28 protein-coding genes are annotated in these 14976 nt (G+C 52.4%); 12 read left to right on the top strand and 16 right to left on the bottom strand.

The annotated features are described in order from the left end of the window. Positions 1-3: 3 nt before the first annotated feature. The 16 genes from RE418_RS12185 to RE418_RS12110 all read right to left on the bottom strand — a co-directional run bounded on the left by RE418_RS12185 (position 4) and on the right by RE418_RS12110 (position 8752). Entirely contained in the window at positions 4-1476 is a 1473-nt protein-coding gene (locus tag RE418_RS12185; RefSeq protein WP_399675027.1) for a terminase, read from the bottom strand. Continuing rightward, on the bottom strand, positions 1473-2027 hold the full coding sequence (locus RE418_RS12180; RefSeq protein WP_399675024.1) for a terminase small subunit: 555 nt from the start codon (positions 2025-2027) through the stop codon (positions 1473-1475). The genes RE418_RS12185 and RE418_RS12180 overlap by 4 nt, the downstream gene beginning before the upstream one ends. A 106-nt stretch (positions 2028-2133) precedes the next feature. Next, a complete protein-coding gene (locus tag RE418_RS12175) occupies positions 2134-2391 on the bottom strand; it encodes a hypothetical protein (protein ID WP_399675021.1) in 258 nt (85 codons plus the stop codon). Positions 2392-2463: 72 nt separating this feature from the next. Then, a complete protein-coding gene (locus tag RE418_RS12170) occupies positions 2464-2850 on the bottom strand; it encodes a hypothetical protein (RefSeq protein WP_399675018.1) in 387 nt (128 codons plus the stop codon). Beyond that, positions 2843-4021 carry a DUF551 domain-containing protein gene (locus tag RE418_RS12165; protein WP_399675015.1) on the bottom strand — a complete coding sequence of 393 codons (1179 nt, stop codon included), beginning with the start codon at positions 4019-4021 and terminating at the stop codon, positions 2843-2845. The genes RE418_RS12170 and RE418_RS12165 overlap by 8 nt, the downstream gene beginning before the upstream one ends. Continuing rightward, positions 4018-4419 (bottom strand): hypothetical protein, encoded by a 402-nt coding sequence (locus tag RE418_RS12160; protein ID WP_399675012.1) that lies wholly within the window; start codon positions 4417-4419, stop codon positions 4018-4020. The genes RE418_RS12165 and RE418_RS12160 overlap by 4 nt, the downstream gene beginning before the upstream one ends. Further along, complete coding sequence (locus RE418_RS12155; protein ID WP_399675009.1) at positions 4412-4759, bottom strand: hypothetical protein; 348 nt, start codon at positions 4757-4759, stop codon at positions 4412-4414. The genes RE418_RS12160 and RE418_RS12155 overlap by 8 nt, the downstream gene beginning before the upstream one ends. Further along, entirely contained in the window at positions 4756-5010 is a 255-nt protein-coding gene (gene sra / locus RE418_RS12150; RefSeq protein WP_399675007.1) for a stationary-phase-induced ribosome-associated protein, read from the bottom strand. Before sra ends, RE418_RS12155 begins: the two co-directional genes overlap by 4 nt. Continuing rightward, positions 4955-5518, bottom strand: coding sequence for a hypothetical protein (locus RE418_RS12145; protein WP_399675004.1), 564 nt, complete (start codon positions 5516-5518; stop codon positions 4955-4957). Before RE418_RS12145 ends, sra begins: the two co-directional genes overlap by 56 nt. Beyond that, on the bottom strand, positions 5515-5973 hold the full coding sequence (locus RE418_RS12140; protein ID WP_399675001.1) for a hypothetical protein: 459 nt from the start codon (positions 5971-5973) through the stop codon (positions 5515-5517). Before RE418_RS12140 ends, RE418_RS12145 begins: the two co-directional genes overlap by 4 nt. Positions 5974-5983: 10 nt before the next feature. Continuing rightward, on the bottom strand, positions 5984-6052 hold the full coding sequence (locus tag RE418_RS12135; RefSeq protein WP_399676275.1) for a hypothetical protein: 69 nt from the start codon (positions 6050-6052) through the stop codon (positions 5984-5986). A 146-nt stretch (positions 6053-6198) separates the two neighbouring features. Further along, on the bottom strand, positions 6199-6498 hold the full coding sequence (locus RE418_RS12130; RefSeq protein WP_049234965.1) for a DUF1064 domain-containing protein: 300 nt from the start codon (positions 6496-6498) through the stop codon (positions 6199-6201). A 263-nt stretch (positions 6499-6761) separates the two neighbouring features. Next, a complete protein-coding gene (locus RE418_RS12125; RefSeq protein ID WP_399676247.1) occupies positions 6762-7322 on the bottom strand; it encodes a replication protein P in 561 nt (186 codons plus the stop codon). Continuing rightward, positions 7234-8184 (bottom strand): DnaT-like ssDNA-binding domain-containing protein, encoded by a 951-nt coding sequence (locus tag RE418_RS12120; protein ID WP_399676246.1) that lies wholly within the window; start codon positions 8182-8184, stop codon positions 7234-7236. Before RE418_RS12120 ends, RE418_RS12125 begins: the two co-directional genes overlap by 89 nt. Then, on the bottom strand, positions 8184-8390 hold the full coding sequence (locus RE418_RS12115) for a hypothetical protein (protein WP_033632341.1): 207 nt from the start codon (positions 8388-8390) through the stop codon (positions 8184-8186). Before RE418_RS12115 ends, RE418_RS12120 begins: the two co-directional genes overlap by 1 nt. A 143-nt stretch (positions 8391-8533) precedes the next feature. Further along, the gene (locus RE418_RS12110; RefSeq protein WP_171404189.1) at positions 8534-8752 is read right to left on the bottom strand and encodes a hypothetical protein; all 219 of its coding nucleotides are present in this window, start codon (positions 8750-8752) and stop codon (positions 8534-8536) included. Between the two features lie 148 nt (positions 8753-8900). Between RE418_RS12110 and RE418_RS12105 the strand changes: the two genes are divergently transcribed. The 12 genes from RE418_RS12105 (at position 8901) to RE418_RS12050 (ending at position 14976) form a co-directional block, all read left to right on the top strand. Next, complete coding sequence (locus RE418_RS12105; RefSeq protein WP_033632339.1) at positions 8901-9497, top strand: helix-turn-helix transcriptional regulator; 597 nt, start codon at positions 8901-8903, stop codon at positions 9495-9497. A 262-nt stretch (positions 9498-9759) separates the two neighbouring features. Continuing rightward, positions 9760-10083 carry a hypothetical protein gene (locus RE418_RS12100; protein ID WP_399676244.1) on the top strand — a complete coding sequence of 108 codons (324 nt, stop codon included), beginning with the start codon at positions 9760-9762 and terminating at the stop codon, positions 10081-10083. 30 nt (positions 10084-10113) lie between these two features. Continuing rightward, entirely contained in the window at positions 10114-10266 is a 153-nt protein-coding gene (locus tag RE418_RS12095; protein WP_072270178.1) for a DUF2985 domain-containing protein, read from the top strand. Next, positions 10263-11309, top strand: coding sequence for a hypothetical protein (locus RE418_RS12090; protein ID WP_399676242.1), 1047 nt, complete (start codon positions 10263-10265; stop codon positions 11307-11309). Before RE418_RS12095 ends, RE418_RS12090 begins: the two co-directional genes overlap by 4 nt. A gap of 7 nt (positions 11310-11316) precedes the next feature. Further along, a complete protein-coding gene (locus RE418_RS12085; protein ID WP_399676241.1) occupies positions 11317-11622 on the top strand; it encodes a hypothetical protein in 306 nt (101 codons plus the stop codon). Then, positions 11622-12443, top strand: a complete 822-nt coding sequence (locus RE418_RS12080) for a PD-(D/E)XK nuclease-like domain-containing protein (RefSeq protein WP_399676239.1) — start codon at positions 11622-11624, stop codon at positions 12441-12443. The genes RE418_RS12085 and RE418_RS12080 overlap by 1 nt, the downstream gene beginning before the upstream one ends. Continuing rightward, entirely contained in the window at positions 12440-13318 is an 879-nt protein-coding gene (locus tag RE418_RS12075) for a RecT family recombinase (RefSeq protein ID WP_399676237.1), read from the top strand. Before RE418_RS12080 ends, RE418_RS12075 begins: the two co-directional genes overlap by 4 nt. Before the next feature lie 40 nt (positions 13319-13358). Further along, a complete protein-coding gene (locus RE418_RS12070) occupies positions 13359-13610 on the top strand; it encodes an AlpA family phage regulatory protein (protein ID WP_313795386.1) in 252 nt (83 codons plus the stop codon). Next, positions 13607-13735: a hypothetical protein gene (locus tag RE418_RS12065; protein WP_313795387.1), complete on the top strand. Its 129-nt coding sequence runs from the start codon at positions 13607-13609 to the stop codon at positions 13733-13735. The genes RE418_RS12070 and RE418_RS12065 overlap by 4 nt, the downstream gene beginning before the upstream one ends. Then, a complete protein-coding gene (locus RE418_RS12060) occupies positions 13728-14045 on the top strand; it encodes a hypothetical protein (RefSeq protein ID WP_313795388.1) in 318 nt (105 codons plus the stop codon). The genes RE418_RS12065 and RE418_RS12060 overlap by 8 nt, the downstream gene beginning before the upstream one ends. Then, complete coding sequence (locus RE418_RS12055; protein ID WP_313795389.1) at positions 14042-14695, top strand: MT-A70 family methyltransferase; 654 nt, start codon at positions 14042-14044, stop codon at positions 14693-14695. The genes RE418_RS12060 and RE418_RS12055 overlap by 4 nt, the downstream gene beginning before the upstream one ends. After that, positions 14692-14976 (top strand): hypothetical protein, encoded by a 285-nt coding sequence (locus tag RE418_RS12050; protein ID WP_313795390.1) that lies wholly within the window; start codon positions 14692-14694, stop codon positions 14974-14976. The genes RE418_RS12055 and RE418_RS12050 overlap by 4 nt, the downstream gene beginning before the upstream one ends.

Genomic DNA, 14976 nt, shown 5'->3' with positions numbered 1-14976 from the left:
TTTTTATGCGTATGGGTCATAGTCTGTCACCGCCCCGCCGCGCTTTTCTCCTGGCAGAGCATGCTGGCGCTTTGTCACCGGATAGGCGAACGTCAGCACGAAGGCATCACCACAACCCGGGGATCTACCGAGTCGCTCCTTGATGTCTTCCTTCGGCTCCAGCACTATCTTGCCATCCGTCCTAACTTTGTACTCAGCCGCTGATAAATCCTCTGCTGTCTCGCGCTCATCCAATGCGCCGCCGAGCTTTAACCAGGTCTTGGCGTTGTTGTACATCTCACCGCGCTTATTCAGCATCTGCGGGTCGCTCGATGCGCTACCGAATGGCACCAGCGTCCATGAACGCCCCCAGCCACTACCGATTGAGTGCAGGCCAGTACCATAGCCAAAGTCGATATGCACAGCATCAGCGTGATACTGGTCTTCGAAGTCAGCAATGCGTTTGGCCATGATCAGGTCATCGGTTGTTTTATTGCCACGCCACAGAAGCCTCGCATGCAGCCCGCGACGCATGTAGATAACTGCGTCATCGGCGCCGGAGTATGCCGGGTCGACACCGATGATTGTCGGAGCGTGCGCCACATCTCGCTCGGTAACCACCCGCGCCAGCGCTGCATCAGTGAGTCCAGTAGGGATAAACTGCGCATCCGAGGCATCAGGGAATATCCCACGCACACGGACCTTCACGAAGTCGCTGTCTTCGCCGTAGTCCTCAATCCACTTGTTTATTTGGTCTTTGTTAATACCTTCAACGGTACGGCTGTCAATCTGCTCGCAATCCCAGCGGTGACGGAATTTACGGAAGCACTCGCGGAAACGCCCACTGTTTCGAGTCGGGTTACCGAAAGCCACCCAGATGATTTCCGTGTCTTTATCCGTCAGCGCACCCTCTGCCACTTCCCATACCAGATCCGCAATGTTCGATGCCTCATCAAAAATGAGAATGATGCGCTTGCGTTCGTTGTGCAGGCCTGCGAATGCCTCGGTATTGTTCTCTGACCACGGTATGGCATCAGCGCGCCAGCTCTTATCGTGGCCTGGGTCTGTGCTGTATATCGCGGTGGCGGTAGGCTTAAACCAGTCGCTGTGAATGGCAAGGCGTGACCACTTTGTAATTTCAGGCCAGGTCTTAGTACGCAGCTGGTTTTCGGTGTTGGCGGTAACCACAATTTTGCAGTCTTCACATGTAGCCATACCCCAGTTGATCAGCATCGAGATGAAAGCTGACTTACCGATACCGTGACCGGAAGCCCTGGCAATCATCAGCGGCTGATGTCTGGTTTTAGGGTTTTGCAGGTGTTTGCCAATCTTTCTGAATGTCTTCTCCTGCCACTTGCGCGGACCAGTTGCGTGCGCAAGTTCTGTGCCATCTTCACCCCAAGGGAACGCATACAGCGCATAGCCTAGTGGGTCATACGTGAATGAGGCGATATCCTCGACGAGCTGCTCTTCCGGCAACATGGCTGCGGCTGTCATTCTTCACCACCAGCCTGCTCTTTGACGCGGCGCCGCGCAGCGGCAATGCGGTCGGCAATAGTGATAGTGCCGGAAACCTCCAGTCGCTCCTTGAATGCCATTACGTCAACGTGCTTACCGATCAGCTCGAGGTTCTTAACCTTATCCGGCCACTTGATCTTCTTAAGCATGTTCTCAAGCGTGGTTTCATCGAAGTTTGTGATTGTCGTTGAGATGTCCAGCCCGCTGAGTGTTGTGCGCCAAACCTTTGGCCAATCACTGATAGGCTTAAGGCCGCCGTCATCATTTAAGATGTCCAGCACGTCCATCTGATCGATTTCAATCAGCCGGTTTAGCACATAGTCAGCGCTGATCTTTGTTCGCTTGTTGCGTTGCTTCATCAGCTCCGCGATGCGTTCTTGCACCTTCGGGCTATCCATATTTCGCGACGCCGACACAGCCGCATTCTTATAGCCGGCCGCCGCCGCCGCCGCGGTCTGGTTGTCCGGATTCTTGATGTATTCCTGGCAGAAGCGTTCCATCTGCGCGTTAAGCTTACCGTCTCTCGCCATAAAAATTACCTCCTGGGTAATATCATAACACGCAGTGAAAAACCGCCAAGCGGCGGTTTTATCATGTGTGACCTTGTTTCATTGTCACGCTTTATTGTGTGACACGTCACATCAGCTCGAAGTCATCATCAAATTTCGGCGAGTTGCGCTCTATCGCCATTATCGCAAGGATAAACTGGATACCCTCGTTAAGCGAAACCGGCCGCTCATACTCGATCATGAAGACATTCTCGTATGTCCTGCCAAGCCAATAGCCACCGCCATATTCGATATTACGTTGAAAGAAAACCCATCCACCTGGAACAAACTGCTGCAGCCACTCTCCCCTGTAGACCACCTGATAAATGTCTGCTTTCTTGCTCATAACTCACCCGCAAATACTGTATGCATGAACAGTAATATTTTAGACCAGATGAGTCAAATTTTCCGCTTCCGGTTACAGCGTCTTAAGCATCAGCTCTCTCCAGATCTGTGTCTGACCGCACGCCGCTTCTCCGTTTCGGTAACACCCGCCAGCAGGTCCAGGCATCGATTCACCGCACTGGCATTTATGGCTGGCCAGTTCCGCAAGCTGGCGCTTCAGTTGGTTGATGTCCTGCACCGCCAGCAATTCGAAGTATTCATCAACGCTGTACGGTTCTTTGCCTGGGCGCCGCGCACTACAGTTAGCCTTGATCTGCTCGAAGATGTGATCGCTAACCTCGAACGTAATCCGGCGCCGGCCGCTTACAGCGGCGCAGCTCGCCGCTTCTCTTTCGCGCTGGCGCTGGGCGCGCTTACGGTCGCGCGCGTCAGCCTTGCGTTGTTCGTCGCTCTTAGCCATTCCCACCCTCCGGCGCTGCAGGTAATGGCATCCAGTGGGTAGGCTCTTGCTGCAGAGAATCGCCATCAAATAAGTAATGATATGGCCCGTCGCCATCATCACCGATACAGCCATCTTCGATATGACCGTCGTAACTGCCAAAATACAGCAGAACACGCTTATCCAATTCTGGCATTCGCTCACTGCACGCTATCCAACCATCCGGAATTTCCGGAGAGTTGCCACCATTTGGCGCTGGCGCCAACTTGTAGCCCTGGCTTACATGTTGGAGAATCGCGGTGCGGCAGGCTGAGATGGCTGCCTTTGCTCGGGCCCATGCGATATGGTCGCGGTCTGAAATGCGGATAATTTCTTCCATAGCCTCAAGCAATTCTCCCACCATTGCCGGCGCTGGCGGGGCGGTGAGGTAAATCGGCACAGTCATGTTTAGACCGCTGGTTGTGCGTGGGACAGCTGACCATGACCCGCCGGCGTGCTTGCCGCGATACTCCTTTAAACTGTCCGGATCGATGTACCCCACCGGCTGCGACTCCCGGTTAGCCAGGAGTTCGCGGCCTGCTTGCCACGCCTGCCATAGCCCTTGAAACTCACCATTATCATCACGGTATCCGTCGCCGTCTCTCCAATGTTGCCAGCCGAATCTTGGCGGATAGCCATTATGCATAGCGGTTTCCCACCATTGCTCAAACTGCTGGCGTTCTGTCGTTAGTGTCATGCATCCCCCATTTTTTTTGAATTCTACTGAGCCAAACTCATCAACTAATTTCTTAGTCACCGAGGCTGCAATGCTATGGAAATCGCCTATTTTCTGTGGATTTTCAGTTAGTCCTGCATCACTCATAAGCTCAAGACAGCGCTCGAATGCTGGCTGGTTAATATCGTCAGAAATCCAGAACCAGAAACCATTTCCGGGCCGGTGTTTTTCACACTTGAGATGGCCATCAGAGATCAGTTTTTTTATCCGAAACAGCGATTGGGTATCGCTAAGTTGAATCGACAACCAGCTTTTACGGTTGGTGGTGCAGACCTGGGTGCAACTGCGCATCCAGAACGAATCATTTTTGCAAAGGCCGTGCTCACCGCCAAAGTAGTTATGGGTAACCTCATATGGAAGTCGGCGCAAAACAGTCAGCCACACCACTGACAGTATTTCATGGTCTGTTACTTTCACTGTTCATCCCCCGCTACGGTCATTGGTGATGCTTCAGATAAGAATCCAGCCTGGCGGATAGAAACGGAGCATTCGGCAATCGCTTCATTCCTGCCATTGGCGCGTAATTCTGCAACCGTTTCAGCATGGCTATCTACGATGTTCGTGATTTCTGCTTCCAGCTCGGCGATGTGCTTATCCTTCGCTTCCAGCTTGGTTTCGTAATCCTCGACCATACCCGCAACGCCAGCATTGTTTTGCTTTTCGAATTCCAGCTCTGCCAGCATGGCGAGAATGGCGGCAGGGTTAGCAGCAGCTTTAAATGCAACAATGGCATCCTTCCCCTTTTTGTAGTTGTTGATACCAGCTAACTCTTTGGCTTTCTCTGCAACCGCTTTCAGTTCGCTGAATTTATCCATTGCTCTGCTCCTTCATGGCTTGCTCTAACTCAGCAACGCGTTGCTCCGCTGCCTCAGCTCGTCGCTTCATTTCAATCAGGTCATATTCGTAATCGACGCAATTCGAGATTAGTGACCGTTCTCTCACGCCCATTTCTTCCAGCAGGGCGGAGACGTACTCTTGCGAGTAGAGGGGCTCAGGCTCGCCGACATAAACACGCGCCTCTTCTTCTGAGTGGCACAGGATTCCTTTAACTTCCCACGCCACAGGCTTGCTCAGTTCGCTCGGCTTATTGTCCGTCGTGCCATAAAAAATTGTGCCACTCAGTGGGCTGGCACCCATCGTTTTTACCTTGCTCATAATGCTTTCTCCTGGGCCTCTGCCCGCTGTGCCGCGATTGCTTGCCGTGAGAGGTAGAATGACTCGAAAACCTCCCAGCTATTCGTCTGAGTGACGAACCACATTCCTGTGTGGCGCTCTTTGGCCTGAAACTGAGAATTGCTGCGCCAATGAGGCATGCCCATGATTCTCCGCGCCGCTCTGTTGCTCTTACGCTTAGCTACGCTCCACCTCCCTAGCGCTGTCACTAGCCTGTTTAGGTAGCCCGTCATAAACCTCTGACAGGTGCCCGCGTATCTGCATGCGGCGCAGAGCGCTATACATGTAATCGCACTCAGCCTGCTTGTTGGCGCGGAACGGCTTATTCTTGTTCGTGCACCACATCGCGTTACCCGGCCAACCGTGAACTTTATAAACGCGCCCACTTTTTACGTTCAGCAATCCCCAGCCTTCAGGCAGCTCCTCGATGCGGATCAGCCCCGGTTCGCAGATGAAGAAGCGCCAATCCCCCATGCCGAGATCTGGTTGAATGCGGAACCGCTTTTTTCGGTCTGCGAGAAAGTCACCGCGTGAGCACTTGGCTTCGATTAGGCAGGAGGCTAGATTACGGAAGCCGATTGCGTCAGGCTGCTCGCCGGTGGAGACAGCGGCAACAAAGCGATCATGGAAAGCGACCGAGAAACCGTTATTGCGCAGGAACCGCTCGGCAATCAGGCAAAGTTCGCTGTGTGTCAGCGCGGGCTTCAGTTCATTTGCTGGCATCACTGGGCGCTCTTTCATTTGGCCTCCCGCAGATCGTCAGCTTTAAGTTCCGCGACCGTAGCGCTGATAAGCTGGCAGTCACAAAGATGCTTGAGGACGCGCGCGGTTGCCTCATTCCGGATAGCTGCAAGTGCTGCGTCAGTGGCTGGGGTTTCGATGCACTGCATCTCATACAGCGTCTGCATATCCATGAAGTCACCGTCTGGCTCTTTGATTGTGGCGTTGTATGCTGAGTAGACTTCAGATGCTTCATGTACAAGCTCGGCGGCTTTCGACTTCAGCGCCGCATTCTCCACAGCCAGCCCATTAACTCGCTGCAATGCTTCCTGCTCGCCAACTATTGCATTGCCAAGGTTGTACTCAAGGCGATCGCATTTATCTGCTAGCGCATCGCGCTCAGCCTTCAGTGCCTCATAACTCATTGGCAACGGCTTATCAGTTTTTATATCTTGATTTTCAACGATATTTTTCATTATCAAATCCTTACCTGTGTGTACGTTGGTTCAGTTCTTCCAGCTCTTTGCAGTCGATACAGAGCCGGACGCCTGGCACGGTTCTACGCCGTGCTTCTGGAATTTATTCGCCGCACTCGTCGCATTCATGCGCCGCCGGCAGTGATGACTTTTTGGTTACTGCATCGATCTGCGCCTGCAGGTATGTGGCTGCGCGCTCGTTTGCATCGTCGATGTTGTCCATCGTTAAAACTCCTCTTGCTGCCAGCCACCGCCGGCCTTTTTGCTTTTGGCCTTGAGCGCGATAAACCTGAATGGGTACATATCCGCAGCGACTTTGATTTTTACCCTGGCGTCGTCAGTCCAAAATCCTTTCACCTCGTGCAGTTCCATCGTTCCGTCTGCGCGCATTACTGCGAAATCAGGCGTGTAAAACGTGTTATCTGCCAGGCGGAGCTTTACCCCTTCGAACTTGAACCAGGCGATCAGACCAGATGACTTCTGCGTATTGAGTTCAGAGAAATACGCCTCTTCGGTCTTATTCATCTGCCCGGTCTTAAGGCGGCCAAGGGCAAAGGAACGGTTTGCAACTCGCTTCACTGCTCACTCCTTAAATCACCTTTTAGGTAATCATTACCAATTAGGTAATTATTTGCAACTAAAAAATAGCGATTGCTCTCACAAATCGCACATGCGCTAAAACTCTCTGTACGGCCTTACAATCGATTTTCTGGCTTAACCCATCTCGTTACATGCCTTCATGGCATTTAACGCAATCTAGCCACCGTAGACGCAGGAATTTCAGCATTTCAATTCGTATTCGGTTTTCCTTTTCTCAGTCTTGCCAGCATTTCCATTGCTGCCGAATGGCCGGCACCAGGTGCACCGCGCTTAATCTCAGAAGCTTTTTCCGACAGCAAAGGCACTGGTTTCGGGATTGTTTCTCCTGCTTTGACCTTTTCAGCCCACCGCTTTAGGTGCTTGCCGGCGCGCTTCTCAAGCTCAACATCGTTTAAATCCTTCTGGATCATTTCTCTTCTCAGGTCACAAACAATCCAATACAACACGTCGTGGCGCCATGGGTAGGTTTCGGCGCAGCTGTGACGGTATTTATCCCGGTTGTATTTCCTGAATTCATCCATGACGTCTTCAGCCGTAAGGCCAAACGCATTGGCAGAAACTTGGCTCACTATCGCCATGAAGTCGGCCAAGTCAGGCGCATAGCTGTTTCCGTCCCAGCAACGCTGAACACATGCGGCTATCGCCTGTTGGATCTGCTGATCAGTGAGCGCTGTAATCGCCTGCTTCCAAAGTAACGACGGTGCCCTGCCGTTCTTCGCCGTCCACCGATCCGAATAGATCTCCATCATCCTCATCCAAAATTTTGCGTATCTGGCTTTCGCTAAGTCCGTCTGATCGCAACTGTTCTGTGAGTGCGGCGTATACCCCTTCGGCGGCATTCCCGCGCCAATGTCCAGTTGTCCCATCAGGTCGCTTACCTGTTTCATGGTTTTTTACTCCTGTAGTTTTACGGGCGCGGCTCATGAGCACGCTACGTGCAAGTTTCTGTTCCCACTGTGCTTGATGGAACGCCTTACCTTCAGGCTCCCAATAGCCGATGAATTCCTGCAATTCTTCCGGCGTCACTGGCTCGGCGATCTTCATCCCCCAGGTGGCGGCCATTCGCTGGAAGTCGGCGCCTGGTTGCCATCCGTTATGCATGGTGAATTTGCCGAATTGATTCCCGTTTAACGGGAAGGGTGGTTGTTGCTCCTGGGGCGGATCAGCTGGCAAATTTTTCTCTCGCACGTTAGAGAGGGGTTTATCTTTTAGATCTTCTCTTCTCTTCTCTTCTCTGGTCGTCATTTTGTCCGCTTGTGATGCGGACATTTTGCGGACGCTTCTTTTCCTCGCTGCATCCTGCGCGCGACGCTTGGCAGACTGCCCGTTATGCTCGTCAAATCTGGGCATTACGAGGTTTTCTCCGTCAACTTCCAGCCAGCCAACAGCCATCATTGCGCGAGAAAATCCAGGAAATCCGATCATGTCGTCGAGCGTTTCAGGACTGTAACCGTCAAGGAATCCGTCAACAGAATGGACATCAAAAAGACACCATGCGGAATGTAGTCCGCCAACAATCCGAAGTCTGTCCGCTTTCAATGCGGACGCCATGCGGACAATTTTCGGATGCGTGTGAAGGTCAGAACGCATTTTTATCCAGTCGCCGGCCATCAGCTCACCTCCGCTACTTTTGCCCTGGCGTCGTGGATCAGTTTCTTGATGTGCTTGCGGTAAGCGGATGAGTGTTGCGCGGAGCATTCCACACAAACGCCGTTACTCGTAAAGCGCTCAGAGTAGTGACCATTGCGGCAAGGCTTGCCGGTATAGAACCGGAGTTGACCGAGATTTATGGCCTCGGCCCGGGTAACAATTTTCATTCATAGGCCTCTTTTACTGTCGTCAGTGATGTAAGAATGCATGCAAAGCAAAAATAGATCAACCGTAAATAGATTTTTATTACCCACGACCGAGGGGCAATAAAAAAGGGCCGCATGAGCGACCCTTGATATGGTGGTGTTAATCAGTAGAAGAACAGCACTAGCTCCTGCTTTGTTAACTCCGGCTTTCTTTTCTTGCACGCCTTAAACAGCTGATCAATGAACTTTTTCTTCGGCATTCGCGTCTTCCTTTGCGTATGCGTCATGATGTAAAGCGCGGTGGTGCCGGCTTCTTCTGCAAACGCATCACGCTCATCTTTGCTCATCCCCAGCCAGAATTGTTTGAAGTTAAACGGCTCCATATCCTGCCTCTTTTCAATGTTTGATCGTGCAGATAATTACCTAAATGGTGCCATTTCGCAAGTTTGTTACCTTTCCGGTTCGTTTACCATTTAGGTAATTTTGTTTTAAATACATGCAACAACCTATTCAATGGACTGTGAAACCACTATGAAAAGCATTAACGACATCCGCCGCGAGAACCTCCGCGACATCATCAACCGTGATTTCGATGGCCGACAAGTACGCCTGGCGGAACGGCTGGAGATTAATGCCAACGTGATAAGCCGTTGGCTGAAGCCGGCGACAGACAAAAACCACAAGACGATCGGCGACTCAGTGGCGCGCAAGCTCGAGGTTGCAGCGAACAAGCCTAAGTTTTGGTTGGACCGCGATCACATGATGGCAATGGCCGCCGGCGCCGAAGCAGTGCAAGAGGAAACCGAAGTCGGTGCCATTGTGGCGAGCAATCTGGAATTGTGGATGAGCAACAACCGCGAGCTTTCCAGCCAGGCTAAAGTTGGCGCCGCTGCCGGCGTTGGCCAGTCTACTGTTAACCGGGTGCTGAGCCGTGAAGGCAATATCACCATCAACAGCCTGGAAGCGATCGCAGGTGCGTTCGGGCGTCGCGGCTATGAGCTGCTGCTGAAGCCGAAAGACCCTACCCTGATTAACTATGATCGATCACAATACGCGCAGTTGCCTGCCGAAGATAAAGCCAAGATCGAATCGTTCATTGAGTTCGTGATGCAGCAGGCGCGAATCTAACAAGACAATCCCATTTCATGACAACAAGTTACCGCCATGCGGCGGTTTCTCATGCCATCAATAATTACCTTTTGGGTAATTTTTTCTATTACTGACTATTGACAACAACCCTTTTACGGTCGATTATTACCTCAAGAAGTTACCAGATTGGTAATGATGCTCTTTAACAATCAGGCAGGAATTGAGGCACCGCGATGATGCGGTGATCACCCAAAAATTAACGATTTCACCGCACGCCGGGGACACAGTAGAGGGTTACACGATGGCACTTGACCACGGAATTTTAAATCTCCCGCTGAATAAGCGCGGCGGAAAAGACATTCACACAGAGATCGCTGAGTACAACGCGCAGCAATGGGCGGAAAAGTCGGAAAGGAGTTGGTTAGCAAAAGACATCTACAAGACTGACAAAGCAGCAGCCCTGGAAGCTATCAATAACGTCGATAGAGGCTTACTCAAAGCTCAGGCTGATAAGCGTGGAATGAAGCCAAGAGAACTTCTCAAGTTGCTCAAAGATATGTGCAACGACAAGCCGAAGTCCGCTCTTAAAGTTATCAACGACTTATTTTTAGCACGCCACCAATAGTTACCAAATAGGTAATCAAAAGAGGTAAAGATGATTTCTCAAACCATCAACGGGATTTTCTGCGTGACCGTCTGCGGCTGTGTCAGTTGGCGGTTTGCAGATTTCAATGAAGCCCTGCACTGGGCATTTACAACACGTGTCGCGCTGGACGCGGCCAATCAATTAGAGGTTGCACACAGATGAGCGAAGAAAAACAACTACCGGCTATCAACATAACCGAAGAGATGGCGCCTGCAATTTATAAACCAAACGGCCTGGATCAGTTTTTCGAACAGATCAAAGAGGCGGTGGCAAATGAAGTGCCGGACCTATCAACCAAGAAAGGGCGCGACAGGATCGCATCACTGGCGGCACAGGTTTCCAGAAGCAAAACAGCGGTAGAGAAGCCAGGGCGTGATTACCTCCGCCGCCTGAAAGAAGCAGTAAAACCTGCTGAGCAGGAAATTAAACGATTTGTTGATGCATGCGATCAACTTCGTGACGCAGTACGCCTTCCTCTTACCGAATTTGAGAGCGCAGAAAAGCAACGCGTTGCCGACCTGCAACAGCGACTGGCGAGGCTACGTGAAAGCGCCAACGTGGTTGATGAACTTGGCAACGTTCCACCGGCAGCAGACATTGCTGCCCGGCTGGAATCGGTCAAGGCCACTGCGATCGATGAGTCATGGCAAGAAGTAACGGCGGAAGCAGGGGTAGCAAAGGACGCTGCCATAACCAAGTTAGAAGTTACTCTGAAAGCCGCCCAGCAGAGAGAGGCCGAAGCGGCAGAACTTGAACGCCTACGCACCGAAATGGAAGTTGCTGCACAGCGTGAACGGGAAGCGCAGATCGCAAAAGATGCAGAGGATCGCGCCCGACGTGAGGCAGAGGAAAAGAATCGCGCAGAACTAGAAGCGGCGGCCAGACGCGAGGCTGATGCAAAAGCAGCAGCGGAACGTGCCGAACGTGAGCGCATCGAGGCAGAGCAACGCGCTGAGCGTGAAAAGCAGGAAGCAGTTGAAACGGAACGCCGCCGGGCACAGCAAGCAGAGCAGGCTCGATTGGCAGAAGAGAAACGCATTGCCGATGACGCCGCAGCAAAAGCAGCCAACGTTGAACACCGCCGGGAAGTTAACCGCAGCGTGGTAGCCGATCTGATTGCCGCTGGCGTGCCAGAAGACTGCGCAAAAAAATGCGTTGAAGCCGTTGCCCGCATGCAGGTGCAGCACATGACCATTAACTACTGAGGTGCTTATGAACGCACAACAGGCTATCGATATTGAAAAAATCGTTGCCGGCTTCACGGAGCGGGACAACGAAGCAGTTTATGCAGAGGTTGAGGCGCTGGATAAGAAGGTGCCGATCCACGGATTCACCGCTTTCATCAGCAAGTACCTTCCGCCGGACTTTGATCAGGAGGCGTTAGCTCTGGGCACCGACTCTACCGAGTACCAGGAACTGGCAGGCGCGGCTATTTGGGATTGCATAACGGAGCTGGTCAAGCGTCAGCGTGCATTGGAGATATACCGCCGGCGCCACCAATTCGATGAGGTGGCGTGATGAAAAAAGGTATCTATCACGACATTTCAAACGAGGATTACCACGCCGGCGACGGCGTGAGTAAGTCTCAGCTGGATATGGTAGCCAAGAACCCGGCGCTGCTGCAGTGGATCAAGGCGGCACCGGTCGATACTGAAAAGCTGAAAGCACTGGACATGGGAACGGCGCTGCATTGCAAGTTGCTTGAGCCTGACGAATTCAGCAAGCGGTTCATCATCGCGCCGGAATTTAACCGGCGCACCGCGGCAGGAAAGGAAGCTGAGGCGGCATTCCTGAAAGACTGCGAGCATACCGGTAAAACCGTCATGGACGCAGAGCAAGGCCGGAAACTTCAGTTAATGCGCGACAGCGTTATGGCTCACCCCGCGGCGCGGTGGTTGCTGGAAGCAGAAGGCCATTGCGAATCATCGTTCTACTGGACTGACCCGGAAACCGGTGAGTTGTGCCGGTGCCGGCCAGACAGGCACTTGAGTGATCACCCGGTGATTGTGGACGTGAAGAAGGTTGCAGACATGGACCGTTTCGCGCGCCACATCGAGGAGTTCCGCTATCACGTCCAGGATGCGATGTACCGCGATGGATTCCAGCAGGTAACCGGCGAAACTCCCGGATTCTTCTTCTTAGCTGTCAGCGAGATGATCGACTGCGGCCGCTACCCGGTACGCGTTTTTGAACTCGACGCAGCAGACGTAGACGAGGGTCACCGACTCTACCGCCGGGATCTTAATACCTATCACCAGTGCCGCATCACCGATGAATGGGGCGGCGTCGAAAAAATTCAACGCCCAGCATGGGCGCGCAAACAGGACCAATACGCATGAGCAACGAACTCTCTTTGACATCTCAACACAGCGCCACAGTAGGAACTGCAGCGGCCATATTCAGCCCGGAGGGGATGGATCGGCTTGTTCGCTTCGCCGAACTGATGGCGCAAAGCAAAGCCACCGTTCCGCAGCACCTGGCAGGGAAGCCAGCGGACTGCCTGGCAGTAACGATGCAAGCGGCGCAGTGGGGTATGAATCCATTTGCTGTAGCGCAGAAAACCCACGTAGTTAACGGATCGCTTGGCTATGAGGCGCAGCTTGTTAACGCAGTAGTCTCATCATCCAATCTTTTGGCCACCCGCCTTAATTACAAATGGGATGGCGACTGGTCGAAGGTAAACGGCAAAAATGATAAGTCTGCTGATCTGACGGTAACGGTATGGGCAACTTTACGCGGAGAAACCGAACCTCGCTACCTCACTATCAGCATGAAAGATGCCGGCGTGCGCAACTCACCGCTTTGGGAACACGATCCAAAGCAACAACTGGCATACCTGTGCACCAAACGCTGGTCACGCCTACATGCCCCCGATGTTCTTCTGGGTGTCTATACCCCGGACGAGCTTGAGGAAACCAAACCACGCGTTGAACGCGACGTCACCCCACCCGCCACCAGCGCCGCCGGCGTAAATAGCCTTATCAACGGCAAGAAGCCGGAAAAAGAGATCAAGGCAGTGAACCAAGATGATCGGTCGCCTGATGATCTGCTGGCTGCGTTTACCGAAGCGGCAAACAAAGCCGCAAGCGTGGAAGAACTGGACAAAGCCTATAAATACGGCGCACACGTTCTGGCACCGCATGAACAGCAGTTGCAGGCAGCCACCGACGTTTACAACATCCGTCGCGATGAGTTGAGCGAAATCCATATGTAACCAACAGCCGCGGGGCCACAGCCCCGCCAAAGGAGAAGCAATGAAAGCAGCAATTCGAAAAACACAACTCCTGGCGATGGTTCCCATGTCGGAGTCGCAGATCACCAAACTGGAAAAGGCAGGAGAGTTCCCGCAGCGCTTTGCACTGACCAACCGCACGGTAGCCTGGAACTTGGATGAAGTAGAAGCTTGGCTCGATAAGCAACAGGCCGAGAACACCGGCCGCACTCCGGATTATTCTCCCGACGTACACCAGCGCAAGCAACGGCCAGTACAGGAGCGCGCAGCATGAATATCAAACGTCACATGATGCGTAATGTGTGGGCCTATATGCTTGCTGGCCTGTTCTTGTTTTGGTTTCTGTCGATCGGCCTGACTGTGCTGATCGTTAAAATGGCGGAGGTGATTAGTGGATAATCAAAAGTTAACCAAGAAATTTATTGGCACCCCTGGCCCATGGAATATTTCATTCCATGGCTCTGAAAACTGCTGGGTAGTTGATAGTGAAAATGACCATGCGATTGCAAAGGTCACCTGCTACCGAAAAGATGGCGATACCCAGAGGGCAAATTTTAAGCTGATCGCCGCAGCACCTGACATTCTTATAGCACTACAAGATTTTTTATCTGTCGCAGAAAATGAATTAAGAGGGTTATCGGTGATTCAACCAGAAGTAAAGCAAGCTAAAGCGGCAATCAGCAAAGCTATTTGGGGGAATATCGAATGATATATGACCTCATAATGGCAGATCCGCCATGGCAGTACGGCAACAAGATCAGCAACGGCGCCGCAGGCAACCACTACAGCACGATGACGCTGCAGGACTTGAAGCGGCTTCCTGTCTGGTCAATCGCAGCAGAAAACAGCGTATTGGCAATGTGGTATACCGGTACGCATGCCGACCAAGCCAAGGAACTTGCAGCAGCTTGGGGATTCGACGTTAGGCAGATGTTCTTGTTTACCTGGGTGAAGTTCAACGAACTTGCAGAGCGTACCGTCAACGCCGCAATCGAAGATGGCCTGGTCGACTTTTACGACTTTCTCGATCTGCTAAACGGCGTCACAAGAATGAACCCGGGTAATTACAGTCGCGGCAACCAAGAATCAATGCTCGTTGCTGTTCGCGGCGCCGGCCTTGAACGACAGGATGCATCTGTGAAACAGGTTATCTACGCGCCGATTACTCAGCACAGTGCGAAACCATGGGAGGCGCGGCATCGTCTCGAGCGGTTATATGGTGACGTGTCACGAATTGAACTTTTCAGCAGAGGTGACGCGCCAGGCTGGCACCATTGGGGTAACGAATGCCCTCGGAATGACGTCGAACTGCTCCCCGGCGGATTCAGCATACCAGCAGCAGTGAGGATCGCATCATGAAACACAACCGTGATGATGTTATGCAGATCGTGAAAGACAACGAGAACATCGGCTATGCAAAGATAAAGGAACTGTACGAAATGGAGCACAAGCCAATCTCGCCACATGCCCTTAGCCGCGCGCTGGCGACGTTGGTTGACCACCAGCTCATTGAGCGGAAGCTCCACGGCAATCAGCCATGCACTTACGCATATTCCGGCGGAAAACGCCGGTTCTCGCAAAGTCCAAAAATAGCCATGTTCGATCAGTGCCTGGCATCAGTCAGCGCACGACAAAATTGA

This window comes from Serratia sp. szju, from assembly GCF_044594185.1.
In the GTDB taxonomy this organism is placed as follows: domain Bacteria; phylum Pseudomonadota; class Gammaproteobacteria; order Enterobacterales; family Enterobacteriaceae; genus Serratia; species Serratia bockelmannii.
Note: the sequence above shows the minus strand (reverse complement) of the source record. Positions and strands in the feature narration are given on the sequence as shown.